A 23,528-nucleotide genomic window follows, 5' to 3' on the forward strand; every position below is an offset into this window, starting at 1 on the left:
CGGTCAGCGGATCGGTCGCAGCGCCGCCACAAGCTCGGTCCGGCTCCGCACCCCGGTCTTCGCGAAGATCGCTTTGACGTGGTCACGGACGGTGTGCGGCGAGAGGTACAGGTCGGTCGCCACCTCGCGGGTCGACCGGCCGGCGAGGAGCAGCCGCACGACCTCGCGCTCGCGCGCGGACAGACCGTAGCCGTCCAGGGCCAGTGACGTCACCGCCTCCGGGCGGCTGTGCTCGATGGACAGGGCGACGCGGTCGGGCCCGGTGAGCCGCCAGCCGTGGATCGTGGCCCAGCCGCCGGCGCGGGTGGGTATCCGGACGGACGCGGGTGCCGGCCCGGGCGTGGCGCTGGCCGCCACCGCGTACACGGCCGCCGGCAGCTCGGCACCGGTGGCGTCGTGGTCGAGCAGGTCGCCCAGCAGCGCCTCCGTGCCCGCCGTGGCGGTCGTGACCCGATAGCGCTCGTCGAGGAAGAGCAGGCCCGGATGCGCCGGCGGCGTGGCAGGCGGCCGGGCGGCCCCCAGCAAGATCCGGCGTACGCCCCGGGCCAGGTGCCGGCCGAGCGTGGCGACAAACCGGCTCTCCGCGGGCGTGAACGGCGGTGACGCCGGCTCGCGCAGAAACACGAAACCGCCCCACGCCCGCGCCTGGTCGAGCAGCACGAGGCGCAGCTCGTGGCCGTACCCGCTGGGTCGCAGCACCTCCCGGAAGCGGGCACTGGACGCGCGGTCGGTCAGCACCGCCGCCGGGCGGCGCTCCCGCGCGAGGTCGGCGAAGAGGTTGGCGTCCCGATGCCGGTACTCCAGCTCGAAGAGCCGCCCGAGCAGCGCCGGCGGCACCGCCGTCTCGTGCACGCCGGCCGTCTTGACGAGTGTGGCCGGGTCGAGGGTGAAGCCGCACCAGCCCTCCACCGGCACCGCGCGGCCGATCGCCCGCGCCGCGTGGCGCAGCAGGCTACTCAGGTCCGGCGACGACTCGGCGGTCCGCAACACGCCGTCGCGGGCTCGGGCTTGGACCGTGTTCACGGCGGCCACGCTACCCCTCAACCGGGGGGATACCCGGGCCCGGACGGGCGACCTACGGTCACGCCATGTCGAACGCGAAACAACCCGAAGACCTGCACCGGCTCTTCCTCGACGGGGTCAACGACAAGGACGTCGACGCGCTTCTGGCGCTCTACGAGCCCGACTCGGTGACCCTCGACATGGACGGCCGCCGGCTCACCGACCAGGCCGCACTGCGGGCCATGCTGACCGGCTTCGTCGAGATGGTGGACCGCCTCGACGGGGAGACCCGCAAGGTGATCGTGCACGGCGACTACGCGCTGATGTCGGCCGCCTTCACCGGAAACGGCGGCCAGATCGCGGGCGTGAGCGGCGAGGTGGCCCGCCGGCAGCCCGACGGCACCTGGCGCTTTCTCATCGACGACCCCAGCTTCGGTGCCGCGACAGGTTGACCTGCCGCCGATACGAACTCGCCGCGCTAGCGCAGGCTGCGCAGCTTTGGCGCGACCTTGGCCGCCGCAGCCCGGTCGAGGAGCCAGATTGTGCGCTCGACGCCGCGCACGCCCGAGGCGGGGACCTGCACCGGGCCGCCGCCGGCCATCGCCATGCCCACCGCGTCGGCCTTTTCCGGGCCGGCGGCCATCAGCCAGACCTCTTCGGCCGTGTTGATGGTCGGGAGGGTCAGGGTGATGCGGACCGGCGGGGGCTTGGGTGAGCCGCGCACGGCGCTGACCACGCGGGTCTCGTACGCGCCCGGGTGCTCCGGGAAGATCGACGCCACGTGCCCGTCTTCGCCCACGCCCAGCATCAGCACGTCGAAGTGCGGGAGCGGCGCGGTGCCGGGCTTGGCCGCGGCGGCGAGCGCCGCGGCGTAGCGGGCGGCGGCCGCCTCCGGGTCGTTGCCGTCCGGGCCGTCCGAAGGTGGCATCGGGTGTACGCGAGCCGGGTCGAGCGGGAGTGCCTCGAGCAGCGCCTCGCGGGCCTGCGTCTCGTTGCGGTCGGGGTCGCCGGAGGGCAGGAAGCGCTCGTCGCCCCACCACACGTCGACCCGGGACCAGTCCACGCCGTCCCGGGCCGGCAGGCTGCTTACCGCCTCGTACACGGCGGCGGCGATCCTGCCCCCGGTGAGCACGATGCCGGCGAAGCCGCGGGCCGCCTGGGCGTCGATGAGCTTGACGACCAGCCGCGCCGCGGCCGCCTGGGCGAGCACCTTGGCTTCGGCGTGGACGACGACGTTGGTCTCACCCATCCGACGCCCCTGTCTCGGCGGCGACCGGAACCGGCTGCCGGGACGCCAGCACCGGGTCCTTCCAGATGTGCACCCGCTTGTGCGCGCGACTGTCCAGATCGGACACACCGGCGAAGGCGCCCAGCGCGTCGGCGTAGATCTGGTCGGAGTCGAGGCGGCGCAGCTCTTCCGCCAGCTCCTCGCCCGTGGGGCGGCGGACCAGCGGCAGGTTGCGGTCGGCGTGGCCGGTGCGGGAGAACGTGGCCATGCTATCTTCGCGGGTCAGCGCGAGCGTCTCGCCGTTGGCGCACTGGAGCGTCACCGAGCGCATGCGCGGGAAGTTGTCGGTCGGCTCCAGCTTGGGCCTGATGCCCAGCCGGGCGGCCAGCCACCCGATCATCAGCCCGGCGGTCGGGTCGGACTCCGGCGCCACGACCGTCGCGCCGGTGACCTTCGTGTCGAGCGTGTCGAACGCGCCGGCCAGCAGCGTGCGCCACGGCGTGATGCGGGTCCAGGCCAGGTCGGTGTCGCCCGGCGCGTAGTCGTTGGCCCGCTGCCGCAGCGCCCCGACCCGGTCGTGGGCCTGCCCGGAGTCGGTGATGCGGCGGTCGGCGACGACGCCGAGGAAGTCGTTGGCGATCAGCTCCGGCGGCTCGCCGTGCCACCAGGTGACCACCGGTACGTCCGGCACGAGCAGCGGCATCACCACCGACTCGGCGTGCAGGGCGAGCCGGCCGTACATCCGCATGACCACGGCCTCGCACGGTCCGAGCCGCCCGCCCACGACGATCTCGGCGTCGAGGCGGTTGATGGGGCGCTCGAAGTCGGAGCGGACCACCACCAGCAGGCGGCACGGGTGCTGCGAGGTGGCGATCGTGGCGGCCGCCTCGGCCTCGCGCACCCGCTTTTCGTCCACCACGACGATGAGCGAGAGCGCCATGCCGCTGGCGACGCCTCCGGCGCTGCGCCGCTCGGACGCGAGCGCCTTGACGACCTCGTTACCGGTGGTGTCCCACAAACCGATCATGCTGATCGCCTCCGAGGAGCCCTGTCGTGGACCAAGCTGCCGATCCGTTGCCTACCCCGCTCCGTCGCTCGGCGCTCGTCCGCCGTCGTGGTCGGGACCGTAGCCTCCCGACTCCCGCTCGTCACGCCCGCCTCCAGTGACGGCCCTCGCGGGCCAGCATCTCGTCCGACGCGCGCGGGCCCCACTCGCCGGACCGGTACGGCTCCGGCTTGTGCCCGTCCCACGCGGCTTCCAGCGGGTCGATCACCTGCCAGCTCTGCTCGACCTCGGCCGCGTCCGGGAAGAGGGTGCGGTCGCCGATCAGCACGTCGAGCACCAGCCGCTCGTACGCCTCCGGGCTCTGCTCGGTGAACGCCTCGCCGTACTGGAAGTCCATCGCGATGTCGCGCAGCTCCATCGTGGTGCCGGGCACCTTGGAACCGAACTTGAGCACCACGCCCTCGTCGGGCTGCACCCGGATGACGAGCTGGTTGTGCCCGAGCGCCTCGACGTCGGTCGGGTTGAACGGCAGGTGCGGCGCCTTCTTGAAGAGCACCGCCACCTCGGTGACCCGCCGCGGCAGGCGCTTGCCGGCGCGGATGTAGAACGGCACGCCGGCCCAGCGCCGGTTTTGGATGCCGAGGCGGACCGCCACGTACGTCTCGGTCGTGGAGTCGGCGGGCACGCCGTCTTCGTCCAGGTAACCGCGCGCACGCTCGCCGCCGACCCAGCCCTGGAGGTACTGGCCGCGGACCGTGCCCTCGTGGATGTCCTTGGGCAGGCTGATCGCGCGGAGCACCTTGAGCTTTTCCGCGCGGATCTCGAAGGCGTCGAAGCTCGTCGGCTCCTCCATCGCGACCAGCGCGAGCAGCTGGAGCAGGTGGTTCTGAAGCACGTCGCGGGCGGTGCCGGTGGCGTCGTAGAAGCCGGCGCGCGTGCCGATGCCCACGTCCTCCGCCATCGTGATCTGCACCGAGTCGACGTACTTCGAGTTCCACACCGGCTCGAACAGGGAGTTGGCGAAACGCAGAGCCATGATGTTCTGCACCGTCTCCTTGCCCAGGTAGTGGTCGATGCGGAACACGTCCTGCCCGGTGAAGACGTCGTCGACCAGGTCGTTGAGCTCCTTGGCCGAGGCGAGGTCGGTGCCGAACGGCTTTTCCACGACCACCCGCCGCCAGCCGCCGCACTTTTCGTTGTCGGCCATGCCGGTGCGGGCGAGCTGCTTGAGCACGGTCGGGAAGGCGGCCGGCGGGATCGAGAAGTAGAACGCCGCATTGCTGCCGATGCCGTGCGTGTCGCGCAGCTCGTTGAGCGTGCGGTCGAGCGTGTCGAAGGCCGCGTCGTCGTCGAACGCGCCGCCGACGAACTTGATGTTGCCGGCCAGCCGCGCCCACACCTCCTCGCGCCACGGCGTGCGCGCGTGTGCCTTGGCGTGCTCGTACGCCATCTGCTCGAAGGTGCCGTGGTCCCAGTCGCGGCGGGCGAACCCGAGCACCACGAAACTGGGCGGCAGGAGCCCGCGGTTGGCCAGGTCGTAGACGGCCGGCAAGAGCTTCTTGCGAGCCAGGTCGCCGGTCACTCCGAAGATCACCAGAGCGCAGGGCTCGGGGATCCGCGGCAGCCGGCGGTCCTGGGGATCGCGCAACGGATTACCCACGGGACTTATCCTTTCAGTTCCCAAGGGACCGGGCAGCGTCCAACAGCTGAACGATGCCCGACGCCCGGTCCGTCAGGTGCAGGCGTACCACCGGGCGCCCGCGGCGCACGAGCGCCTGCCGGTCGCCGGCGGCCTGCGCGGCCTGGAGCTGGCCAAAGGTGTACGGCCGGCCGGGCACCGCCAGATCGGTGGCGACCGCGCCGGTGATCTGGACGAACGCGCCGAGCGGCGGCCCGTCCTTGTGGTAGAGCGACGTGGAGTGCAGGAAGCGCGGACCCCACCCGAAGGTCACCGGGCGGCGCGCGATCGCGGCCAGGATCGGGCGCACGTCCGCCGCGTCGGCGTCGGCGTGCCGGTCGAGGTAGGCCATGACCGCGACGTACCCGTGCGGCCGCGCCTCCAGCAGGACCGCGCTGAGCGCCCCCGCCAAGGTGGAGGTGCCGGTGCCGTAGACCTCGATGGCGCCCTCGACGAACGACGGCTCCTCGGCGGGCGGGCCTGCGGCGAGGATGGCGGCCGCGTTGTCCTTGGACTCGCTCTTGCTGGGCATGCCGAGCGGGTCGATCCCGATCACCCGGCCGGCCAGCGCGGTGGCGAACTCCCAGGTCAGGAACTGGGCGCCGAGCGGGCCGTTGACCGCGACGTCGGGCCGCACACCGCCGCCGGGCACCGCGCCGGCCGGCAGCGAGCCGCCGAGCGTCACGGTGAGCACGTCGGCGCCGTCGACCGGGGCGCCCGGCGACTCGAGCACGACCGGCAGCATGCCGGTGCCCTCCTTGCCGGTCGACTCGGCGAGCAGCTGCTCGGCCCACTCGTCGAGGCCGACGATGCCGGTGCCGTCCGGTACCAGCGCGATCTTGTCTTTGCCGGCGGTGGTGGCCGCGCCGAGCGCGGCGCCCAGCGCGAGCGCGGGGTTGTCACCACCGGCGGAGAGCGCGGGCAGCAGCTCCTCGGCCTGGTCGAGCAGCTCGGCCACGTCGACGCCGGCCAGCGCCGCCGGCACCAGGCCGAACGCGGTCAGCGCGGCGTAGCGCCCGCCCACCTCGGGGTCGGCGAGTACCACGGTCGCGCCCATCTCGCGGGCGGCCTGCTCCAGCGGCGAGCCGGGGTCGGTCACGATCACGAAATGCCGGCCGGCCTCCGCCGGGGTGAGCCCGGCGTCGAGGAACGCGCCGTAGTAGGCGCGGCGCACGCTGTCGGTCTCGATCGTGGTGCCCGACTTGCTGGAGACGACCACGACGGTGCGCTCCAGCCGGTCGGCGATGGCCCGGCCGATCTGGCCGGGGTCTGTCGTGTCGAGCACGGTCAGTGGCCGGCCCAGCGTGCGCGTGATCACCTCGGCCGCGAACGACGAGCCGCCCATGCCGGCGAGCACCACGCGGTCGAGGTCGGCCAGCTCCTCCTTCAGCTCCGCGAGCAGGGGGAGCAGCTCACGGCTGCGCCGGTGGGTGTCGATCCAGCCCAGCCGGATCTTGGCCTCGGCCTCCGCATCGGGCCCCCACAGCGTGGGGTCCTTCTGCACGAGGAGCCCCGGGACCCCGTCTGCGACGAGGGCCGCCCGGGCCGCGGAGCCAACGGCGTCCGCGCCCCAGACGGCTAGTCCCGCGGCCGCCTCGACTTCACGCATTGGTGGCATTGGAAAGCTGTGTCTCCACCGTCTGAAGCAACTCCAGCCAGCTCGCCTCGAACTTCTCCACGCCCTCGCGCTCCAGCGTCTCGACCACGTCGTCGTACTCGATGCCGAGCGCGGCCAGGTCGTCGAGCACCTTGCGGGCGTCGTCGTACGAGCCGGTCACCGTGTCACCGCGGGTCTCGCCGTGGTCGGCGTACGCGTGGATGGTCGGCTCGGGCATCGTGTTGACCACGCCGGGGGCGACAAGCTCCTCGACGTAGATGACGTCGCGGAAGGCCGGGTTCTTCGTCGACGTGGACGCCCACAGTGGACGCTGCGGGTGTGCGCCCGCGTCGGCCAGCGCCTGCCACCGCTCGGAGCTGAAGACCTCGGTGTAGCGCTCGTAGGCCAGCTGGGCGTTGGCGATCGCCGCCTTGCCCTTCAGCGCCTTGGCCTCCTCGCTGCCGATCTTGTCGAGGCGCTTGTCGACCTCGGTGTCGACCCGGGAGACGAAGAACGAGGCCACCGAGCCGATCTTGGTCAGGTCGTGGCCGTTGGCCTTCGCCTGCTCCAGGCCGGCCAGGAACGCGTCCATCACCTCGGTGTACCGCTGGAGGGAGAAGATCAGCGTGACGTTGACGCTGATGCCCTGCGCGAGCGTCGCGGTGATCGCCGCCAGGCCGGCCCGGGTCGCCGGGATCTTGATGAAGAGGTTGGGGCGGTCGACAAGCCACCACAGCGACTTGGCCTCCGCGATGGTCTTTTCGGTCTCGTGCGCCAGGCGCGGGTCGACCTCGATCGACACCCGCCCGTCGACGCCCGCGGAGGCGTCGTACGCCGGCTTCATCACGTCGGTGGCCCACCGCACGTCGTACGTGGTCATCATGCGCACCGCCTCTTCGACGGTGATCCCGCGCAGGGCGAGGTCGCGCAGCTGGCCGTCGTACGCGGTCGCGTCGCTGAGCGCCTTCGCGAAGATGGTCGGGTTGGTGGTCACGCCCACCACGTGCTTTTCGCGGCGCAGCTGGTCGAGGCCCCCGGACTCCAGCCGCACCCTGTTCAGGTCGTCGATCCATACCGCCACGCCGGCGGCGGACAGTTCACCAAGCCGGTCAGTCATGAGTACCAATCTCCCTCAGCTACCCGTCGTGAAACCTGTGATCTCGCCGACCTTCGCCAGCGAGGCGTGCGCGGCGGCGACCACGCGGTCGGCGGTGAAGCCGAACTGCTCGAACAGCACCGTGTACGGCGCGCTCGCCCCGTAGTGCTCGATGCTCACGGCCTCGCCGCAGTCACCGATCAGGTCATGCCAGGACATCGCGATCGCGGCCTCGACGCTCACCCGCGCCTTCACACCGCGCGGGAGGATCGACTCGCGGTAGGCGCTGTCCTGCTCGCGGAACCACTCCTGGCAGGGCATCGACACGACCCGGGTCGGCGTGCCGTCGGCCTCCAGCCGCTCCCGGGCGGTCACCGCGAGCTGCACCTCGGAGCCCGTGGCGATGATGATCACCTGGGGCTGGCCGCCGGACGCGTCGATCAGCGTGTACCCACCCCGGGCGACGCCCTCGACGCCGGCCACCTGGCTCCGGTCGAAGGTCGGCAGCGCCTGCCGGGTGAGCGCCAGCGCGGTGGGGCGGTCGGTGTGCTCCAGCGCCAGGCGCCACGCCTCCGCGGTCTCGTTGGCGTCGCCGGGGCGGACCACGTCGAGGCCGGGGATCGCGCGCAGCGCGGACAGGTGCTCGATCGGCTGGTGGGTGGGGCCGTCTTCGCCGAGGCCGATCGAGTCGTGCGTCCAGACGTAGATCGCCGGCAGCTTCATCAGCGCGGCCAGCCGCACGGCCGGGCGCATGTAGTCGCTGAAGACCAGGAACGTGCCGCCGTACGGCCGGGTGCCGCCGTGCAGCAGGATGCCGTTGAGGATCGCGCCCATCGCGTGCTCGCGGATGCCGAAGTGCAGTGTGCGCCCGTACAGGTCGCCGGGGAACTCCTTGGTCGCGTGCTCCGGCGGCACGAAGGACGGCTCGCCCTTCATCGTCGTGTTGTTGCTCTCGGCCAGGTCGGCCGAGCCGCCCCACAGCTCCGGGAGCACCGGCGCGAGCGCCGAGAGGATCTTGCCGGAGGCGGCCCGGGTCGCGAGCCCCTTGGCGTCCGCGGGAAACTCCGGCAGCGCCTCGGTCCAGCCTTCCGGCAGCGAACGGGTGGCGAGCCGGTCGAAGAGCGCCTTGCGGTCGGGGTTGGCCTCCGCCCAGGCGTCGAACTTCTGCTGCCACTCGGCGTGCGCGGCGCGGCCGCGGTCGACCACCTCGCGGGCGTGGGCGAGCACCTTCTCGTCGACGGCGAACGACTGCGCCGGGTCGAAGCCGAGCAGCTGCTTGGTGGCGGCGACCTCCTCGGCGCCGAGGGCCGAGCCGTGCGCCTTGCCGGTGTTCTGCTTGTTGGGCGCGGGCCACGCGATGATCGTGCGGAGCGCGATGAACGAGGGGCGCTCGGTCTCCGCCCGCGCCGCCTCGAACGCGGCGAACAGCGCCTGCACGTCCTCGTGGTACTCACCCTGGTCGGCATGCTGACCGGCCCGCCAGTCGACGGTCTGCACGTGCCATCCGTACGCCTCGTAGCGCTTGGCGATGTCTTCGCTCTTCGCGATGCGGGTGTCGTCTTCGATCGAGATCTCGTTGTCGTCCCAGAGCAGGATCAGGTTGCCCAGCTTCTGGTGGCCGGCCAGCGCGCTCGCCTCGTGGCTGATGCCCTCTTCGAGGTCGCCGTCGGAGGCGAAGGCCCAGATGTGGTGGTCGAACGGCGACTGGCCGGGCTCGGCCGCCGGGTCGTAGAGACCCCGCTCACGCCGCGCCGCGAAGGCCATGCCCACCGCGTTTCCGACGCCCTGACCGAGCGGGCCGGTGGTGGTCTCGACACCCACCGTGTGCCCGTGCTCGGGGTGACCGGGGGTGAGGGAGCCCCACTGTCGCAGTGACTTGAGGTCGTCGAGGCTCAGCCCATACCCGGAGAGGTAGAGCTGGATGTAGAGGGTGAGGCTGGAGTGACCCATGGAGAGCACGAAACGGTCGCGGCCCGCCCAATGTGGATCTGTCGGATCATGGCGCAGCAGCTTGTTGAACAGCAGGTAGGCCGCCGGCGCCAGGCTCATCGCGGTGCCGGGGTGGCCGTTGCCGGCCTTCTCCACGGCGTCCATGGCCAGGACGCGTACGGTGTCGACCGCTTTACGGTCGAGCTCAGACCAGGGCAGTGAGGCTTCGTTCGCGGTCACGATGTGTGCTCCTCGGCAATGCGGCAACCCTCTTGCGATGACCCTATCTACCCGTGCTAAACGTGCGGAGGGTGACCGGCCGACGCGTGGGACAACAGGTTGTGACCGGCGGCACGCTCCGCCCATCTACGTGGGGTCGTAGTAGGTCGCGTTCTGCCAGCGCGTACCCTGTCGGTCGGCGCGTTGACCTTGCCTGTCCGCGCCGTGCGTCACCCGTCCAACGTCCGGAAGGTGAACCGCCACGTGAGCACGATCACCGAGCGCCCCCACCCCCCGGCCGCCGCCCGGCCGCTGGTGCCGGTCGCCCCCCGCGACCTGGTACCGCCCCGGCAGCGCGTGCGCGCGGGCGACGTGGTCGCCGTGGTCAAGGCGTACGTGGCGCTGACCAAGCCGCGCATCGTCGAGCTGCTGCTCGTCACCACCGTGCCGGCGATGATGCTCGCCGCCGGCGGGGTCCCGCAGCTGTGGCTGGTGGCCGTCGTGCTGGTCGGCGGCTCGCTCGCGGCCGGCGCGGCCAACGCGCTCAACTGCTACATCGACCGCGACATCGACCAGGTCATGAAGCGCACCTCGCGGCGCCCGCTGCCGGCGCACCGGGTCTCGCCGCGCAGCGCGCTCGCCTTCGGCCTCATCCTCGGCGTGGTGTCGGTGGCGCTGATGGCCGCCTTCACCAACTGGCTGGCCACCGGGCTCACGCTCGCCGCGATCGTCTACTACGACGTGGTGTACACGCTGTGGCTCAAGCGCAGCACCCCGGCCAACACGTTCTGGGGCGGGATCTGCGGCGCGGCACCGGTGCTGATCGGCTGGGCCGCGGTGACGGGCGGGCTCTCGCCGACCGCGTGGGCGCTGTTCGCCGTCGTGTTCTTCTGGCAGATGCCGCACTTCTACGCGCTCGCGATCCGCTTCAAGGCCGACTACGCCCGCGCCGGCATCCCGATGCTGCCGGTGGTCGCCTCCCAGCGCCGGGTCAACGTGGAGATCCTCCTCTTCAGCTGGCTGACCGTGGCCGCCTCGGTCGCGGTGTGGCCGCTCGGCCGCGGCGCGGTCGGTCTGAGCCCGATCTACGGGCTGACCGCGCTGGTCACCGGCGTGCTGCTGCTGCGCGAGGCGTACGCGCTGGTGGGCCGGGCCAAGCGGGGCGAGCAGATGCGCCCGATGCGCCTGTTCCACTGGACGATCACGTACCTGACGATCCTCTTCTTCGCGGTCGCCGCCGACGCTCTTGTGTGACGCCGGTTTCACGACTTGAATGAAGTGTCGATGCCTCACGGCGCATGACCGTTTCGAAGCCTTTGGCCCGCGAAACGCCCGATCAACCCGACGATCGATGCCGGCTCGGAATGCTGTCCCTTTTGCCCTAGAAAATTAAGCTGATTTAACGCTATAAATCGGGCAAAACAGCGAGGATACGGTGGTTAAACGTCGGGTAATTGGCATCACAAAAAAACGTGAGAGGGGCGTCGCACGCGGAGGGGCGTGCTTAGGCTCGGGCACATGGCAGATGGTTCCGATACCAACATGACCGCGGGCCCGACAGCCACGGCGCAGGCCTCCAGCGGCCTCGTCGCGGGCCTTCGGGCCTTCGCCGCCGGGCACGGCGGCGCGAAGGCGGTCATCGAGTACGTCGGTAAGCGGGGCGCCCGGATCGTCCTCGTCGGAGGCGACGGGGAGTGGGCGGACCAGTTCGCCGACGGCACCGACGTGGCGCGCCAGGCGTGTGTCAAGGCGGGGGTCGAGGTGGAAAACGAGTGGGAGCGCGAGCTCATGGACCAGATGCGCCCGAGCAACGACCTGTGGAGGTCGATGGGCCGGCGATCACTCGCCCGCTGACGTACTCATGAACGAAGATTCTGTCCCAGCGACCCGGGAGCGATCCCGGGTCGCTCTCGTTACCTGTGACCAGATCCCCGAGCTGGACGCCGACGACCAGCTGGTCGTGCCGGCGCTGCGCGAGCGCGGCGTCGAGGCCGTGCCGGTCGTGTGGGACGCGCCCACCGTCGACTGGGCGTCGTTCGCCCTGGCCGTGATCCGCTCGCCGTGGGACTACGTGGCCCGGCGCGACGAGTTCGTCGCGTGGGCCGCCAAGGTGCCCGGCCTGGCCAACCCGGCCGACGTCGTCAGCTGGAACACCGACAAGCGCTACCTGCGCGAGCTCGCCGCCGCCGGCGTGCCGGTCGTGCCCACCACGTGGGTGGAGCCGGGCGAGGCCTGGGAGCCGCCGCCGGGCGGCGAGTTCGTGGTCAAGCCGGCGGTCGGCGCGGGCAGCCTCGACACCGGGCGGTACAACCTCGACGAGGCCGAGCACCGCGAGCTGGCCGCCGCGCACGTGGCCCGGTTGCACGCCGCCGGGCGGCTGGTCATGGTGCAGCCCTACCTGGCGGCGGTCGACACCTACGGCGAGACCTCGTTGATGTTCTTCCCGGCCGAGGGCGAGCTGGCGTTCAGCCACGCGATCCGCAAGGGCGCGATGCTGACCGGGCCCGACCAGGCCACCGATGGCCTGTACAAAGAGGAGTCCATCCGCCCGCGGTCGCCGCTCGACGCCGAGATGGAGATCGCGCGGCAGGCGCTCGCGGCCGTCCCGGGCGGCCCCGACCGGCTGCTCTACGCGCGGGTCGACCTCATACCGGGCCCCGACGACCTGCCGGTGCTCGTCGAGCTGGAGCTCACCGAGCCGTCGCTCTTCATCGGCACGGCCGACGCCGCACCCGCGCGATTCGCGGAGGCCATCGTCTCGCGCCTTTGACGCCAAGCGCGTATAGTCATCCGTCGATGTCCGATTCGGCGGAGGTGGCATAGTGCGGCGGGTTATCGGGCGAGCGGCGGCATTGGTGATGCTGTGCGCGGCTGTTGGTGTCGTTCCCGCCGCCGCCTCGGTCCTCGGGCCGCAAGCCGCCGCCACGGACTCCCGCGGGGTCACCCTCGTCTCCGGCGACGTCGTGACGGTGACCGCCGGCGACAAGGCGTCGGTGCGGCCGGGCCCCGGCCGCGAGGCGATGCCCTTCGTCACCCGCCGCGACGAGCGAGGCCACATCCATGTGGTACCCGCCGACGCGCTGCCCCTGCTCCGCGACGGTGACCTCGACCCGCGGCTGTTCGACGTGACCACCCTGCTGGACTACGGCTACGACGGGCGGGCCGACCTGCCGCTGATCGTGGCCTACGCCAGCGACGACGAGCGCGCCCGGGTCGGCGAGCGGGTGGCCGAGAGCGGCGCCCGGGTCAGCCGCGAGCTGCCCACGGTCGACGCGCTCGCGGTGGCGGCCGAGACGGCGCGGCTGGGCACGTTCTGGGGCACGTTCACGGTCGGCGGGCCGGCCGAGCGGCGGCTCACCGTCGGCGTCGACACCATCTGGCTCGACGGTCTGCGCCAGCCCGCGCTCGCGCAGAGCGTGCCGCGGGTGGGCGCGCCGGAGGCGTGGGCGGCCGGGTACGACGGCGCGGGCGTCACGGTCGCCGTGCTCGACAGCGGTGTCGACGCGACCCATCCGGCGCTGGCCGGGCGGGTGACCGCCCAGAAGAACTTCACCGACGGAAACGAGGACGACAAGGACCGCACCGGCCACGGCACCCACGTGGCCTCGACCGTCGCCGGTACGGCCGGCGTGGCGCCCGGCGCGCGCTTGCTCGACGGCAAGATCTGCGTCGTCGGCGGCTGCGCGGAGTCGTGGATCCTGGCCGGCATGCAGTGGGCGGCCGACCAGGGCGCCGCGGTCGTCAACCTGAGCCTCGGCGCGCCGGACACCCCCGGCGTCGACCCCGTCGAAGAGGCGGTCGGCACGCTGACCGCCGAGCACGGCACGCTCTTCGTGGTCGCCGCCGGCAACGTGCCCGGCGCCGGCTCGATCGCCTCGCCGGCCAGCGCGGACGCCGCGCTCGCGGTCGGCGCGGTCAGCAAGTCGGACGCGCTGGCCAGCTTCTCCAGCCGCGGCCCGCGCGCGGACGGCGCGATCAAGCCGGACATCACCGCGCCGGGCGTCGACATCGTCGCCGCCCGCGGCGCCGACTCCGGGCTGCCGGGGGAGGGCGAGACGACCCTCTCGGGTACCTCCATGGCCGCACCGCACGTGGCCGGTGCGGCGGCGATCCTCGCCCAGCGGCACCCCGACTGGACCGCGGCGCAGCTCAAGGGCGGCCTGATGACGGCCGCGCGGCCGCTGCTCGGCGACGCGTTCGTCGAGGGGGCCGGCCGGTTGGACGTGGGGCGGGCGGTGCGGCAGACGCTGACCGCGAGCCCGGCGAGTCTGAGCTTCGGCCGGCTCGCCTGGCCGCACACCGACGACGCGCCGGTCTCCCGCACGGTCACCTTGCGCAACGACGGTTCGTCCGCCGTGGACCTCGATGTTTCCGTGGACGGTCCCGCGCTCTTCTCGGTCGCACCCTCCTCGGTGTCCGTGCCCGCCGGCGGGACGGCCGACGTGACGGTCACCGCCAACGGGACCGTCGAGGGCGGCGAGGGACTGCTCACCGGGCACCTCGTCGCCGGAGACCTGCGGCTGCCGCTCGCCGTGGACCGCGAGGTGGAGAGCTACGACGTGACCGTCGCGCACGTGGGCCGGGACGGCAAGGCCGCCGACGGGTACGTGACCGTGCTCGCCTCCGCCGACGGCAAGATCGCGGTCAACCTGCCCGCCTCCGCCGGCACCGTCACCACGCGCGTGCCCAAGGGGCGGTACTCGGTGCTCGGCGCGATCACCGGGCCGGACGGCAACGGGTACGCGACGACGATCATCGGCCAGCCCACCCTGGACGTCGCCGGCGCCGGCACGGTGACCCTCGACGCCCGCCAGGGCGCGCCGATCTCGGTGACCGTGCCACGTGGCGACGCGGTACAGGAGTTCGCCGAGGCGGCCACCCTCTCGGTCACGCCCGGCCGCACGGTCGAGGTGGGCACGCTCGGCCGCTCCTTCGCCGGGCTGTACACGGCCGGGATCGGCGGCACCGGGGCCGGCTTCGTCAACCGGATCTCCGCGACGTACGGCTTCGACGGCGGCGCCTACCTGCTCGGCTGGCTCACCGAGGACCGCATGCCCACCGGCTTCGGCCGCACGCTGACCGCCGCGGACCTGGCCACCGTCCGCGCCGACCACGGCCACGAGGCATCGGGTACCACCGGGCAGAAGATGGCCTGGCCGGTGCTGCCCGACACGGTGATGGGCGGCTTCGCCCACGCGATGCCGGTCACGCTGCCCTCGACCCGCACGGAGTACTACAACGTCGAGGGGCGGGTGCGGTGGTTCCGCTCGTTCGACGAGATGACCACCGACCAGTACGTCACGTCGACCGTCGCGCCGCCGGCCGCGTACCGGGCCGGGCAGCCGTACCAGGAGCAGTGGAGCCGCGGCGTCTTCGGGCCGACGGTGGCGTCCCCGTCGTACGAGCACCAGTGGGTGACCCGCCGCGGCGACACGCTCCTGGTGCTCGCCCCGCTGTACGGCGACGCCGCCGGACGGGCCGGTTACTCATCGATCGCCGCCGGCCAGATCACGCTGTACCGCTCCGCCGAGCGGGTCGCCTCGGTCGACGAGCTGACCGCCCAGTTCGAGGTACCGCCGGAACCGGCCGACTACCGGCTCGAGATGAGCGCGGAGCGGAGCGGCCCGGCGACCCTCTCCACGCGGGTGAGCGTCGCGTGGACATTCCGCTCTTCGCACGTCTCCGGGGAGGCTGCCGCGCGGCTGCCGCTCTCCACGGTGCGGTTCGCGCCGAGGGTCGACGAGGAGAACGCCGCGCCGGCCGGGCAGGCCACCACGATCCCGGTGACCGTGGTGGCCCAGCCCGACTCGGCGGCCGGCCCCAACCGGAGCCTCGCGGTCGAGGTCTCGTACGACGACGGCGCCACGTGGGCGCCCGCCCCGGTGGCGGCCGGCCAGGCGACGGTCACCCACCCGGCGGGCGACGGGTACGTCTCCCTCCGCGCGACCGCCGTCGACAGTGCGGGCAACACCGTGACGCAGACCGTGATCCGGGCGTACAAGCTGGCCGCCTGAGAGCGCACCGGAGCTACTACGTACGATAGTTGCCGTGCTTCGCCGCCTCGCCCTCGCTTCCGTGGTCGCCAACGTCGCGATCGTGGTGAGCGGCGGCGCCGTCCGGCTGACCGACTCCGGCCTTGGCTGCCCCACCTGGCCGCGCTGCACCGACGACTCGTACACGACGACCGCCGAGATGGGCATCCACGGCGCCATCGAGTTCGGCAACCGCCTCTTCACGTACGTGGTCGGCTTCGTCGCGCTCGCGGCCTTCGTCGCGGCCTGGCGGCGGCGACCGCGGGTGCGCCGGCAGGTGCTGCTGGCCGGCGCCGTCCTGCTGGGCATCCCGCTTCAGGGCGTGATCGGTGGCATCACGGTGCTCACCGATCTCAACCCGTGGGTGGTCGGCCTGCACTTCCTCGCCTCGATCGCGATGATCGCGGTGGCGTACGCCCTCTGGCGCACGACGGACGCCCCGGCGGCCCCGGCCCCCGTCCCGCGGCCGATGCGCCTGCTGGGCTGGGTGGTCGCCGCCGTCAGCGCCGCCGTGCTCGTCGTCGGCACGTGGGTCACCGGCAGCGGCCCACACTCGGGCGACCACGGCGCCGCCCGCAACGGCCTCGACCCGGAGACCATCTCCCAGATACACGCCGACCTCGTGTTCCTGCTGATCGGCCTGACCGTGGCCGGGTGGCTGGCGCTGCGCGCGACCGGGCCGCGGGTGGCCGCGCGGGCGGCGCTGGTGCTGCTCGCGGTGGAGCTGGGGCAGGGGCTGATCGGTTTCGTCCAGTACTTCACCGACCTGCCGGTGCTGCTCGTCGGCGCGCACATGCTCGGCGCCTGCCTGGTCTGGCTGGCCACGCTCTCGGTGCTCTGGGCCCTGCACCCGGCACCCAGGCCCGAGGTCACCCCCGCTCCCGCTCCCCGGGAAGAGGTCTCCGCCGCCCACGTCTCGGGCTAGTCCGGGTCATCCCGGTGGGGTGGATCACTCGGGCCTGGGTTTGCGGGTCGTACCGGAAATACGTAACGTGGGCGTTGTGAAATACGCGGCGGCGCTCCCTGAGCGGCCGGCGGCGGTCGACGGGCGCACCCGTGACCGCGTCGCCAGGCTGCTGCTGGCGCACGGCTCGGCCACCGCCGCCGAGCTTGGCGCCGAGTTGGGGCTCGGCTCCGCTGCCATCCGCAAGCATCTCGACGCCATGCTTGCCGACGGCGTCGTCGTCTCGCGCGAGCGCCCGGTTCGGGGCCACCGTGGCCGTGGGCGACCCGCCCGCGTGTTCGTGCTGACCGAGGCGGGCAAGCAGGATTGCGGCACCCATTTCTACGACGGCATGGCCACCGCCGCGATGCGCTGGATCTCCCGCACGGGTGGGGAGGCCGCGGTCGCGGAGTTCGCCGCCGAGCAGGTGTCGGGCCTGGAGGCGCGCTGCCGGGCCGCGCTGGAGGGTGCCGGCGACGACCCGCTCGCGCGGGCCGAGGCGCTCGCCGCGGCGCTGACCGCCGAGGGCTACGCTGCCAACGCGTCCACCATCGCCTCCGGCGGCCAGCTCTGCCAGCACCACTGCCCGGTGGCGCACGTGGCCGCCGAGTTTCCCCAGCTGTGTGAGGCCGAGACCGCGGTGATCTCCCGCCTGATCGGCACCCACGTCCAGCGCCTAGCCACGATCGCGCACGGTGACGGAGTGTGCACCACGCACATTCCGGCTCAAACAACCACGGTGAGGACCGAATAGATGACCGAGCAGATGACCCAAGCGGAGCAGCTCGCCGTCCTCGGCAATTACGAGTACGGCTGGGCCGACTCGGACATCGCCGGCGCCGCCGCCCAGCGGGGTCTCAACGAGGCGGTCGTCCGCGACATCTCGGCGAAGAAGAACGAGCCGCAGTGGATGCTCGATCTGCGGCTCAAGGGGCTGCGGCTGTTCGGCCGCAAGCCGATGCCCGCCTGGGGCGCCGACCTCACCGGCATCGACTTCGACAACATCAAGTACTTCGTGCGCTCCACCGAAAAGCAGGCCGCGACGTGGGACGACCTGCCCGCCGACATCAAGAACACGTACGACAAGCTGGGCATCCCCGAGGCCGAGAAGCAGCGCCTCGTCTCGGGTGTCGCCGCGCAGTACGAGTCCGAGGTGGTCTACCACAAGATCCGTGAAGACCTCGAGGAGCAGGGCGTTGTCTTCCTCGACACCGACACCGCGCTCAGGGAGCAGCCGGAGCTCTTCAAGGAGTACTTCGGCACGGTGATCCCGGTCGGCGACAACAAGTTCGCCGCGCTCAACACCGCGGTGTGGTCGGGTGGCTCGTTCATCTACGTGCCGAAGGGCGTGCACGTGGACATCCCGCTCCAGGCCTACTTCCGGATCAACACGGAAAACATGGGCCAGTTCGAGCGGACCCTGATCATCGTCGACGAAGGTGCGTACGTTCACTACGTCGAGGGCTGCACCGCGCCGATCTACTCCTCCGACTCGCTGCACAGCGCGGTCGTCGAGATCATCGTGAAGAAGAACGCGCGCTGCCGGTACACCACGATCCAAAACTGGTCCAACAACGTCTACAACCTGGTCACCAAGCGTGCCGTGGCGCACGAGGGCGCGACCATGGAGTGGATCGACGGCAACATCGGCTCCAAGGTCACGATGAAGTACCCAGCCGTGTACATGGTCGGCGACCACGCCAAGGGCGAGGTGCTCTCGGTCGCGATGGCCGGCGAGGGGCAGCACCAGGACGCCGGCGCCAAGATGGTGCACGCCGCGCCCAACACGTCCTCCACCATCATCAGCAAGTCGATCGCGCGGGGCGGCGGCCGCACCTCGTACCGCGGCCTGGTCCAGGTGCTCGAAGGCTCGACCCACAGCAAGAGCACGGTCAAGTGCGACGCGCTGCTGGTCGACACGATCTCCCGCTCCGACACCTACCCGTACGTGGACATCCGCGAAGACGACGTGTCGATGGGCCACGAGGCGACCGTCTCCAAGGTCAGTGAAGACCAGCTCTTCTACCTGATGAGCCGGGGCCTGACCGAAGACGAGGCGATGGCGATGATCGTGCGTGGCTTCATCGAGCCGATCGCCAAGGAGCTGCCGATGGAGTACGCGTTGGAGCTCAACCGCCTGATCGAACTCCAGATGGAAGGAGCCGTCGGTTAAATGACCGACACCCTCGCCGCACCGCCTCCCAAGACGAAGTCTCAGGCTCTGCGGTCGTACGACGTCGCCGACTTTCCCGCCCTCACCGGCCTGGAGGAGGAGTGGCGCTTCACGCCGCTCAAGCGCCTCCGCGGCCTGACCGGCGACCTCGTCGGTGGTTCCGCTCCCGCCATCGGGTACCACGCGCTGCCGGCCGGCATCACGGTGTCCATTCTGGACAAGGGCGACCCGCGGATCGGCAGCGTGCTCACGCCGTTCGACCGGATCAGCGCGCTGGCCTACGGGCGCGCGAGCCAGGCGAGCCTGATCTCGGTCGACGCCGAGACGGTGCTCGCCGAGCCCGCCGTGCTGCGGGTGGTCGGCGAGGACAAACTCGCGTTCGGGCACACGTTCCTGGAGGTCGGGCGGTTCGCCGAGGCCACCATCGTGCTGGAGCAGACCGGTTCGGTCACGCTCGCCGACAACGTGGAGGTCGCGCTCGCCGACGGCGCCAAGCTCACGCTCGTCACGGTCGCCGACTGGGCGGCCGACGCGGTGCAGGCGCAGCACATCCGCTTCCGGCTGGGCCGCGACGCGCGGGTGACGCACATCCAGGTGACGCTCGGCGGTGACCTGGTGCGGCAGTTCACCAGCGTCGACTACACCGGCCGGGGCGGCGAGGCCGAGCTCTACGGGCTCTACTTCGCCGACGCCGGCCAGCATCTGGAGCACCGCCAGCTGGTCGACCACAGCGTGCCCGACTGCCGCAGCTATGTCGGCTACCGCGGCGCGCTACAGGGCGAGGGCGCGCACACCGTGTGGGTCGGCGACGTGCTCATCCAGGTGCAGGCCACCGGCACCGACACGTACGAGATCAACCGTAACCTCGTCCTCACCGACGGCGCGCGGGCCGACTCCGTACCCAATCTGGAGATCGAGACCGGCGAGGTCGCCGGCGCCGGCCACGCGAGCGCGACCGGACGGTTCGACGACGAGCAGCTGTTCTACCTGATGGCCCGCGGCATCCCGGAGGCCGAGGCGCGCAAGCTGGTCGTGCGTGGCTTCTTCGCCGAGCTGATCAACAAGATCCCCGTCGAGGAGCTGCGCGAGCGGCTCGGCGCCTCGATCGAGGAGCGGTTGGTGAAGGCGGGGGCATGATCAAGGTCTGCTCCGTGGAAGACGTCCCCAAGGGCACCGCGGTCGCCGCCGACATCGACGGCACCGAGGTCGCCGTGGTGCACGCGGAGGACGACAACTTCTACGCCGTACACGACGTGTGCTCGCACGCCGAGGTGCCGCTGTCGGAGGGTGAGGTCGACGGCTGCACGATCGAGTGCTGGCTGCACGGCTCCCGCTTCGACCTGCGCACCGGCGAGCCCACCGGCCTGCCGGCCACCGAGCCCGTCCCGGTCTACCCCGTCGAGGTCCGCGACGGCGAAGTCTACGTATCGCTCACGCCTAGCAATGGAGTACACCCGTCATGAGCACCCTGGAGATCCGCGACCTACAGGTGTCGGTGAAGCTGCCCGAGGGCGACCTGAAGCCGATCCTCGCCGGGGTCAACCTGACCGTGAAGGCGGGGGAGACCCACGCCATCATGGGGCCCAACGGCTCGGGCAAGTCCACCCTGGCGTACTCGATCGCCGGCCACCCCAAGTACCAGGTCACCGCCGGCAGCGTCACCCTCGACGGCGCCGACGTGCTGTCGATGACCGTCGACGAGCGGGCCCGTGCCGGCCTGTTCCTCGCCATGCAGTACCCGGTGGAGGTCCCCGGCGTCTCGGTGGCCAACTTCCTGCGTACCGCCAAGACCGCGATCGACGGCGAGGCGCCCAAGCTGCGCACGTGGGCGGCGGAGCTGCGCACCGCGATGGAGCGGCTGCACATCGACCCGGCGTTCGCCCAGCGCAACGTCAACGAGGGCTTCTCCGGCGGCGAGAAGAAGCGGCACGAGATCATGCAGCTAGAGCTGCTCAACCCGAAGGTGGCGGTGCTCGACGAGACCGACTCCGGCCTCGACATCGACGCGCTGCGGGTGGTCAGCGAAGGCGTCAACCGGATCCGCGCCACCGGCGAGACCGGCCTGCTGCTGATCACCCACTACACCCGCATCCTCCGCTACATCCAGCCCGACTTCGTGCACGTTTTCGTCGCCGGGAAGATCGTCGAGGAGGGCGGCCCCGAGCTCGCCGAGAAGCTGGAAGCCGAAGGCTACGAGCGGTATCTCGCAGGGGCCGGACCGGCGAAGGCCTGAGAGGCGCACCGATGACCGCGATCACGATCCCGGAGGGCATGCCGCAGTACGGCGACGTGCCGCGCTTCGACGTGGAGAAGGTGCGGGCCGACTTCCCGATCCTGGGTCGGGAGGTCAACGGCCACCCGATGGTCTACCTCGACAGCGGCAACACGTCGCAAAAGCCGCGCCAGGTGATCGACGCGATGAGCGAGCACCTGGAGCGGCACAACGCCAACGTGGCCCGCTCCGTGCACCAGGTGGGCACCGAGGCGACGGAGGCGTACGAGGGCGCCCGCGGCAAGGTCGCCCGCTTCGTCAACGCCGCGCGCCCCGAAGAGATCGTCTTCGTCAAGAACGCGACCGAGGCGATCAACCTCGTGGCGTACGCGATCTCCAACTCGCCGGCCGGCTCGCGCCTCGCGCTCGGCCCCGGCGACGAGATCGTGATCTCCGAGATGGAGCACCACTCCAACATCGTGCCGTGGCAGCTGCTGTGCGAGCGCACCGGCGCGACACTGCGGTGGTTCAAGGTGACCGAGGCCGGCCGCCTCGACCTGGAAAACCTCGACGAGATCGTCAACGAGCGCACCAAGCTCGTGTCGTACGCGCTGGTCTCCAACGTGCTCGGCACCATCAACCCCACCTCGGCCATCACCACGCGGGCACACGAGGTCGGCGCGCTGGTGCTGCTCGACGCCTCGCAGGCCGCGCCGCACATCCCGGTCGACGTGGCCGACCTGGGCGCCGACTTCCTGGCGTTCACCGGGCACAAGATGTGCGGGCCCACCGGCATCGGCGTGCTGTGGGGGCGGCACGAGCTGCTGGAGGCGATGCCGCCCGTGTTCGGCGGCGGCTCGATGATCGAGACGGTCACCATGGAGCGGTCGACGTTCGCGCCGCCACCGGCCCGCTTCGAGGCGGGCACCCCGCCGATCGTCGAGGCCGTGGGGCTGGGCGCCGCCGTCGACTACCTCACCGGCATCGGCATGGAGGCCATCCGCTGGCACGAGAAGGAGCTCGCGGCGTACGCGCTCGACGCCCTCGCCACCGTGCCCGGCCTGCGCATCTTCGGCCCCACGACGCCGGTGGGCCGGGGTGGCACGATCTCGTTCGGCCTCGACGGGGTACACCCACACGATGTGGGGCAGATCCTCGACTCACTCGGGGTGGAGGTGCGGGTCGGCCACCACTGCGCCCGCCCCCTCTGCGTGCGATACGGCGTGCCGGCCATGACCCGCGCGTCGTTCTACCTCTACACGACCGTCGGCGAGGTCGACGCGCTCGTGCGCGGCCTCGAGCAGGTGCGGAAGGTGTTCGGCTGATGGAGTTCGATCAGCTCTACCAGGAGATCATCCTGGACCACTACAAGCACCCGCACGGCAAAGGCCTGCGCGAGCCCTACGCGGGCGAGGCCCACCACGTCAACCCGACCTGCGGCGACGAGGTGACCATCCGCGTGGCCGCCGACGGCGACCTGCTCACCGACGTCTCGTACGACGGCATGGGCTGCTCGATCAGCCAGGCCTCGGCGAGCGTGCTGCACGAGCTGCTGCGCGGCCAGCACGCCGGTCAGGCCTTCAAAATCATGGACGGCTTCGTCGAGCTGATGGGCGGCCGCGGCCAGGTCACCCCCGACGAAGAACTGCTCGGCGACGGCATCGCCTTCGCCGGCGTAGCCCGCTACCCGGCCCGCGTCAAGTGCGCGTTGCTACCGTGGATGGCGTTCAAGGACGCCGCGGTGCGGGCCGGCGTGGCCGGCTCCACCGAGTCTGGTTCGGAGGTAAAGGCATGAGCGACGTGGCCAAGACGGCGACCGCGGACGTCGAAGAGGCGATGAAGGACGTCGTCGACCCTGAGCTGGGCATCAACGTGGTAGACCTCGGCCTGGTCTACGGCATCCACATCGACGACGAAAACGTCGCCACCCTCGACATGACCCTGACGTCGGCCGCCTGCCCGCTGACCGACGTGATCGAAGACCAGACCCGGTCGGCACTCACGACCGGCCCCGGCGGCGGCCTGGTGAAGGACTTCCGCATCAACTGGGTCTGGCTCCCGCCGTGGGGCCCCGACAAAATCACCGACGAGGGCCGCGACCAGCTGCGCGCCCTGGGCTTCAACGTCTGACGCTTTCGTCGCCCTCACCGCCCGCGGCCAGCCTGCGGCCGGTGGGGGCGTTTGGCGTCGTAACCCAAAGATCGAGATCTGAGCTATGCGGCGTCCGCCGTGGTACAGACCGCCGCGCGGGGCTTCAATCCGATCTTCCTGCCGGAGGCGACAAGGTGACCGTGACCAGCGGCGGACGGGTGAGGCCGCGGGAGCAGCGGTCCGGACCACGACGGACAGAGATGATGTTTGTGAGCACCTCCCGTCGGGGGTCTGACCCTACGACGGACTGACTTCGGGTCTT

At 71.5% G+C, this 23,528-nt stretch carries 21 protein-coding genes; 14 read left to right on the forward strand and 7 right to left on the reverse strand.

Annotated elements, in window-relative coordinates; genetic code table 11:
• Positions 1-3: 3 nt before the first annotated feature.
• Complete coding sequence (locus ACTMTJ_RS18695) at positions 4-1,023, reverse strand: response regulator transcription factor (protein ID WP_441218192.1); 1,020 nt, start codon at positions 1,021-1,023, stop codon at positions 4-6.
• A 65-nt stretch (positions 1,024-1,088) separates the two neighbouring features.
• Here ACTMTJ_RS18695 and ACTMTJ_RS18700 point away from each other — a divergent pair, with 65 nt between their 5' ends.
• Complete coding sequence (locus tag ACTMTJ_RS18700) at positions 1,089-1,454, forward strand: YybH family protein (RefSeq protein ID WP_441218194.1); 366 nt, start codon at positions 1,089-1,091, stop codon at positions 1,452-1,454.
• Positions 1,455-1,480: 26 nt separating this feature from the next.
• On the opposite strand, the gene pgl is transcribed toward ACTMTJ_RS18700, so the two are convergent.
• The 6 genes from pgl to tkt form a co-directional block, all read right to left on the reverse strand.
• Positions 1,481-2,251, reverse strand: a complete 771-nt coding sequence (gene pgl / locus ACTMTJ_RS18705) for a 6-phosphogluconolactonase (protein ID WP_441218195.1) — start codon at positions 2,249-2,251, stop codon at positions 1,481-1,483.
• Positions 2,244-3,257 carry a glucose-6-phosphate dehydrogenase assembly protein OpcA gene (locus tag ACTMTJ_RS18710; RefSeq protein WP_441218197.1) on the reverse strand — a complete coding sequence of 338 codons (1,014 nt, stop codon included), beginning with the start codon at positions 3,255-3,257 and terminating at the stop codon, positions 2,244-2,246. Before ACTMTJ_RS18710 ends, pgl begins: the two co-directional genes overlap by 8 nt.
• A gap of 121 nt (positions 3,258-3,378) precedes the next feature.
• On the reverse strand, positions 3,379-4,896 hold the full coding sequence (gene zwf, locus ACTMTJ_RS18715) for a glucose-6-phosphate dehydrogenase (RefSeq protein WP_441218199.1): 1,518 nt from the start codon (positions 4,894-4,896) through the stop codon (positions 3,379-3,381).
• 13 nt (positions 4,897-4,909) lie between these two features.
• On the reverse strand, positions 4,910-6,523 hold the full coding sequence (locus ACTMTJ_RS18720; RefSeq protein WP_441218201.1) for a glucose-6-phosphate isomerase: 1,614 nt from the start codon (positions 6,521-6,523) through the stop codon (positions 4,910-4,912).
• Positions 6,516-7,628, reverse strand: a complete 1,113-nt coding sequence (gene tal / locus ACTMTJ_RS18725) for a transaldolase (protein ID WP_441218203.1) — start codon at positions 7,626-7,628, stop codon at positions 6,516-6,518. Before tal ends, ACTMTJ_RS18720 begins: the two co-directional genes overlap by 8 nt.
• Positions 7,629-7,643: 15 nt before the next feature.
• Complete coding sequence (tkt, locus tag ACTMTJ_RS18730) at positions 7,644-9,902, reverse strand: transketolase (RefSeq protein ID WP_441218205.1); 2,259 nt, start codon at positions 9,900-9,902, stop codon at positions 7,644-7,646.
• A gap of 165 nt (positions 9,903-10,067) precedes the next feature.
• On the opposite strand from tkt, the gene ACTMTJ_RS18735 reads away from it, so the two are divergent.
• From ACTMTJ_RS18735 to ACTMTJ_RS18795, 13 genes are all read left to right on the forward strand, one after another.
• Positions 10,068-11,009 carry a heme o synthase gene (locus ACTMTJ_RS18735; RefSeq protein WP_441218249.1) on the forward strand — a complete coding sequence of 314 codons (942 nt, stop codon included), beginning with the start codon at positions 10,068-10,070 and terminating at the stop codon, positions 11,007-11,009.
• Positions 11,010-11,273: 264 nt separating this feature from the next.
• Complete coding sequence (locus ACTMTJ_RS18740; protein WP_441218207.1) at positions 11,274-11,609, forward strand: hypothetical protein; 336 nt, start codon at positions 11,274-11,276, stop codon at positions 11,607-11,609.
• Positions 11,610-11,616: 7 nt separating this feature from the next.
• Positions 11,617-12,525 carry an ATP-grasp domain-containing protein gene (locus ACTMTJ_RS18745; protein ID WP_441218209.1) on the forward strand — a complete coding sequence of 303 codons (909 nt, stop codon included), beginning with the start codon at positions 11,617-11,619 and terminating at the stop codon, positions 12,523-12,525.
• 52 nt (positions 12,526-12,577) lie between these two features.
• Positions 12,578-15,769 (forward strand): S8 family serine peptidase, encoded by a 3,192-nt coding sequence (locus ACTMTJ_RS18750; RefSeq protein WP_441218211.1) that lies wholly within the window; start codon positions 12,578-12,580, stop codon positions 15,767-15,769.
• A 25-nt stretch (positions 15,770-15,794) separates the two neighbouring features.
• Positions 15,795-16,712, forward strand: coding sequence for a COX15/CtaA family protein (locus tag ACTMTJ_RS18755; protein WP_441218250.1), 918 nt, complete (start codon positions 15,795-15,797; stop codon positions 16,710-16,712).
• Positions 16,713-16,788: 76 nt separating this feature from the next.
• A complete protein-coding gene (locus tag ACTMTJ_RS18760; protein ID WP_441218213.1) occupies positions 16,789-17,484 on the forward strand; it encodes a helix-turn-helix transcriptional regulator in 696 nt (231 codons plus the stop codon).
• A complete protein-coding gene (sufB, locus tag ACTMTJ_RS18765; protein ID WP_441218214.1) occupies positions 17,485-18,903 on the forward strand; it encodes a Fe-S cluster assembly protein SufB in 1,419 nt (472 codons plus the stop codon).
• Positions 18,904-20,040 carry a Fe-S cluster assembly protein SufD gene (sufD, locus tag ACTMTJ_RS18770; protein ID WP_441218216.1) on the forward strand — a complete coding sequence of 379 codons (1,137 nt, stop codon included), beginning with the start codon at positions 18,904-18,906 and terminating at the stop codon, positions 20,038-20,040.
• Positions 20,037-20,366 carry a non-heme iron oxygenase ferredoxin subunit gene (locus ACTMTJ_RS18775; RefSeq protein ID WP_441218218.1) on the forward strand — a complete coding sequence of 110 codons (330 nt, stop codon included), beginning with the start codon at positions 20,037-20,039 and terminating at the stop codon, positions 20,364-20,366. The genes sufD and ACTMTJ_RS18775 overlap by 4 nt, the downstream gene beginning before the upstream one ends.
• A complete protein-coding gene (gene sufC / locus ACTMTJ_RS18780) occupies positions 20,363-21,136 on the forward strand; it encodes a Fe-S cluster assembly ATPase SufC (RefSeq protein WP_441218220.1) in 774 nt (257 codons plus the stop codon). Before ACTMTJ_RS18775 ends, sufC begins: the two co-directional genes overlap by 4 nt.
• 11 nt (positions 21,137-21,147) lie before the next feature.
• Positions 21,148-22,440, forward strand: a complete 1,293-nt coding sequence (locus tag ACTMTJ_RS18785) for a cysteine desulfurase (RefSeq protein ID WP_441218222.1) — start codon at positions 21,148-21,150, stop codon at positions 22,438-22,440.
• Positions 22,440-22,910 carry a Fe-S cluster assembly sulfur transfer protein SufU gene (gene sufU, locus ACTMTJ_RS18790; RefSeq protein ID WP_441218224.1) on the forward strand — a complete coding sequence of 157 codons (471 nt, stop codon included), beginning with the start codon at positions 22,440-22,442 and terminating at the stop codon, positions 22,908-22,910. The genes ACTMTJ_RS18785 and sufU overlap by 1 nt, the downstream gene beginning before the upstream one ends.
• Positions 22,907-23,245, forward strand: coding sequence for a metal-sulfur cluster assembly factor (locus ACTMTJ_RS18795; protein ID WP_441218226.1), 339 nt, complete (start codon positions 22,907-22,909; stop codon positions 23,243-23,245). Before sufU ends, ACTMTJ_RS18795 begins: the two co-directional genes overlap by 4 nt.
• Positions 23,246-23,528: the final 283 nt, after the last annotated feature.

Source organism: Phytohabitans sp. LJ34, from assembly GCF_052068095.1.
Lineage (GTDB): Bacteria > Actinomycetota > Actinomycetes > Mycobacteriales > Micromonosporaceae > Phytohabitans.

What these genes read in the sequence shown, in the direction of transcription:
- tal (WP_441218203.1), bottom strand. Translation starts at nt 7,628, where the DNA reads ATGACTGACCGGCTTGGTGAACTGTCCGCCGCCGGCGTGGCGGTATGG.
- ACTMTJ_RS18785 (WP_441218222.1), top strand. Translation starts at nt 21,148, where the DNA reads ATGACCGCGATCACGATCCCGGAGGGCATGCCGCAGTACGGCGACGTG.
- ACTMTJ_RS18700 (WP_441218194.1), top strand. Translation starts at nt 1,089, where the DNA reads ATGTCGAACGCGAAACAACCCGAAGACCTGCACCGGCTCTTCCTCGAC.
- sufU (WP_441218224.1), top strand. Translation starts at nt 22,440, where the DNA reads ATGGAGTTCGATCAGCTCTACCAGGAGATCATCCTGGACCACTACAAG.
- sufB (WP_441218214.1), top strand. Translation starts at nt 17,485, where the DNA reads ATGACCGAGCAGATGACCCAAGCGGAGCAGCTCGCCGTCCTCGGCAAT.
- sufC (WP_441218220.1), top strand. Translation starts at nt 20,363, where the DNA reads ATGAGCACCCTGGAGATCCGCGACCTACAGGTGTCGGTGAAGCTGCCC.
- ACTMTJ_RS18720 (WP_441218201.1), bottom strand. Translation starts at nt 6,523, where the DNA reads ATGCGTGAAGTCGAGGCGGCCGCGGGACTAGCCGTCTGGGGCGCGGAC.
- ACTMTJ_RS18795 (WP_441218226.1), top strand. Translation starts at nt 22,907, where the DNA reads ATGAGCGACGTGGCCAAGACGGCGACCGCGGACGTCGAAGAGGCGATG.
- tkt (WP_441218205.1), bottom strand. Translation starts at nt 9,902, where the DNA reads ATGGGCGGAGCGTGCCGCCGGTCACAACCTGTTGTCCCACGCGTCGGC.
- pgl (WP_441218195.1), bottom strand. Translation starts at nt 2,251, where the DNA reads ATGGGTGAGACCAACGTCGTCGTCCACGCCGAAGCCAAGGTGCTCGCC.
- ACTMTJ_RS18745 (WP_441218209.1), top strand. Translation starts at nt 11,617, where the DNA reads ATGAACGAAGATTCTGTCCCAGCGACCCGGGAGCGATCCCGGGTCGCT.
- ACTMTJ_RS18710 (WP_441218197.1), bottom strand. Translation starts at nt 3,257, where the DNA reads ATGATCGGTTTGTGGGACACCACCGGTAACGAGGTCGTCAAGGCGCTC.
- ACTMTJ_RS18740 (WP_441218207.1), top strand. Translation starts at nt 11,274, where the DNA reads ATGGCAGATGGTTCCGATACCAACATGACCGCGGGCCCGACAGCCACG.
- ACTMTJ_RS18775 (WP_441218218.1), top strand. Translation starts at nt 20,037, where the DNA reads ATGATCAAGGTCTGCTCCGTGGAAGACGTCCCCAAGGGCACCGCGGTC.
- sufD (WP_441218216.1), top strand. Translation starts at nt 18,904, where the DNA reads ATGACCGACACCCTCGCCGCACCGCCTCCCAAGACGAAGTCTCAGGCT.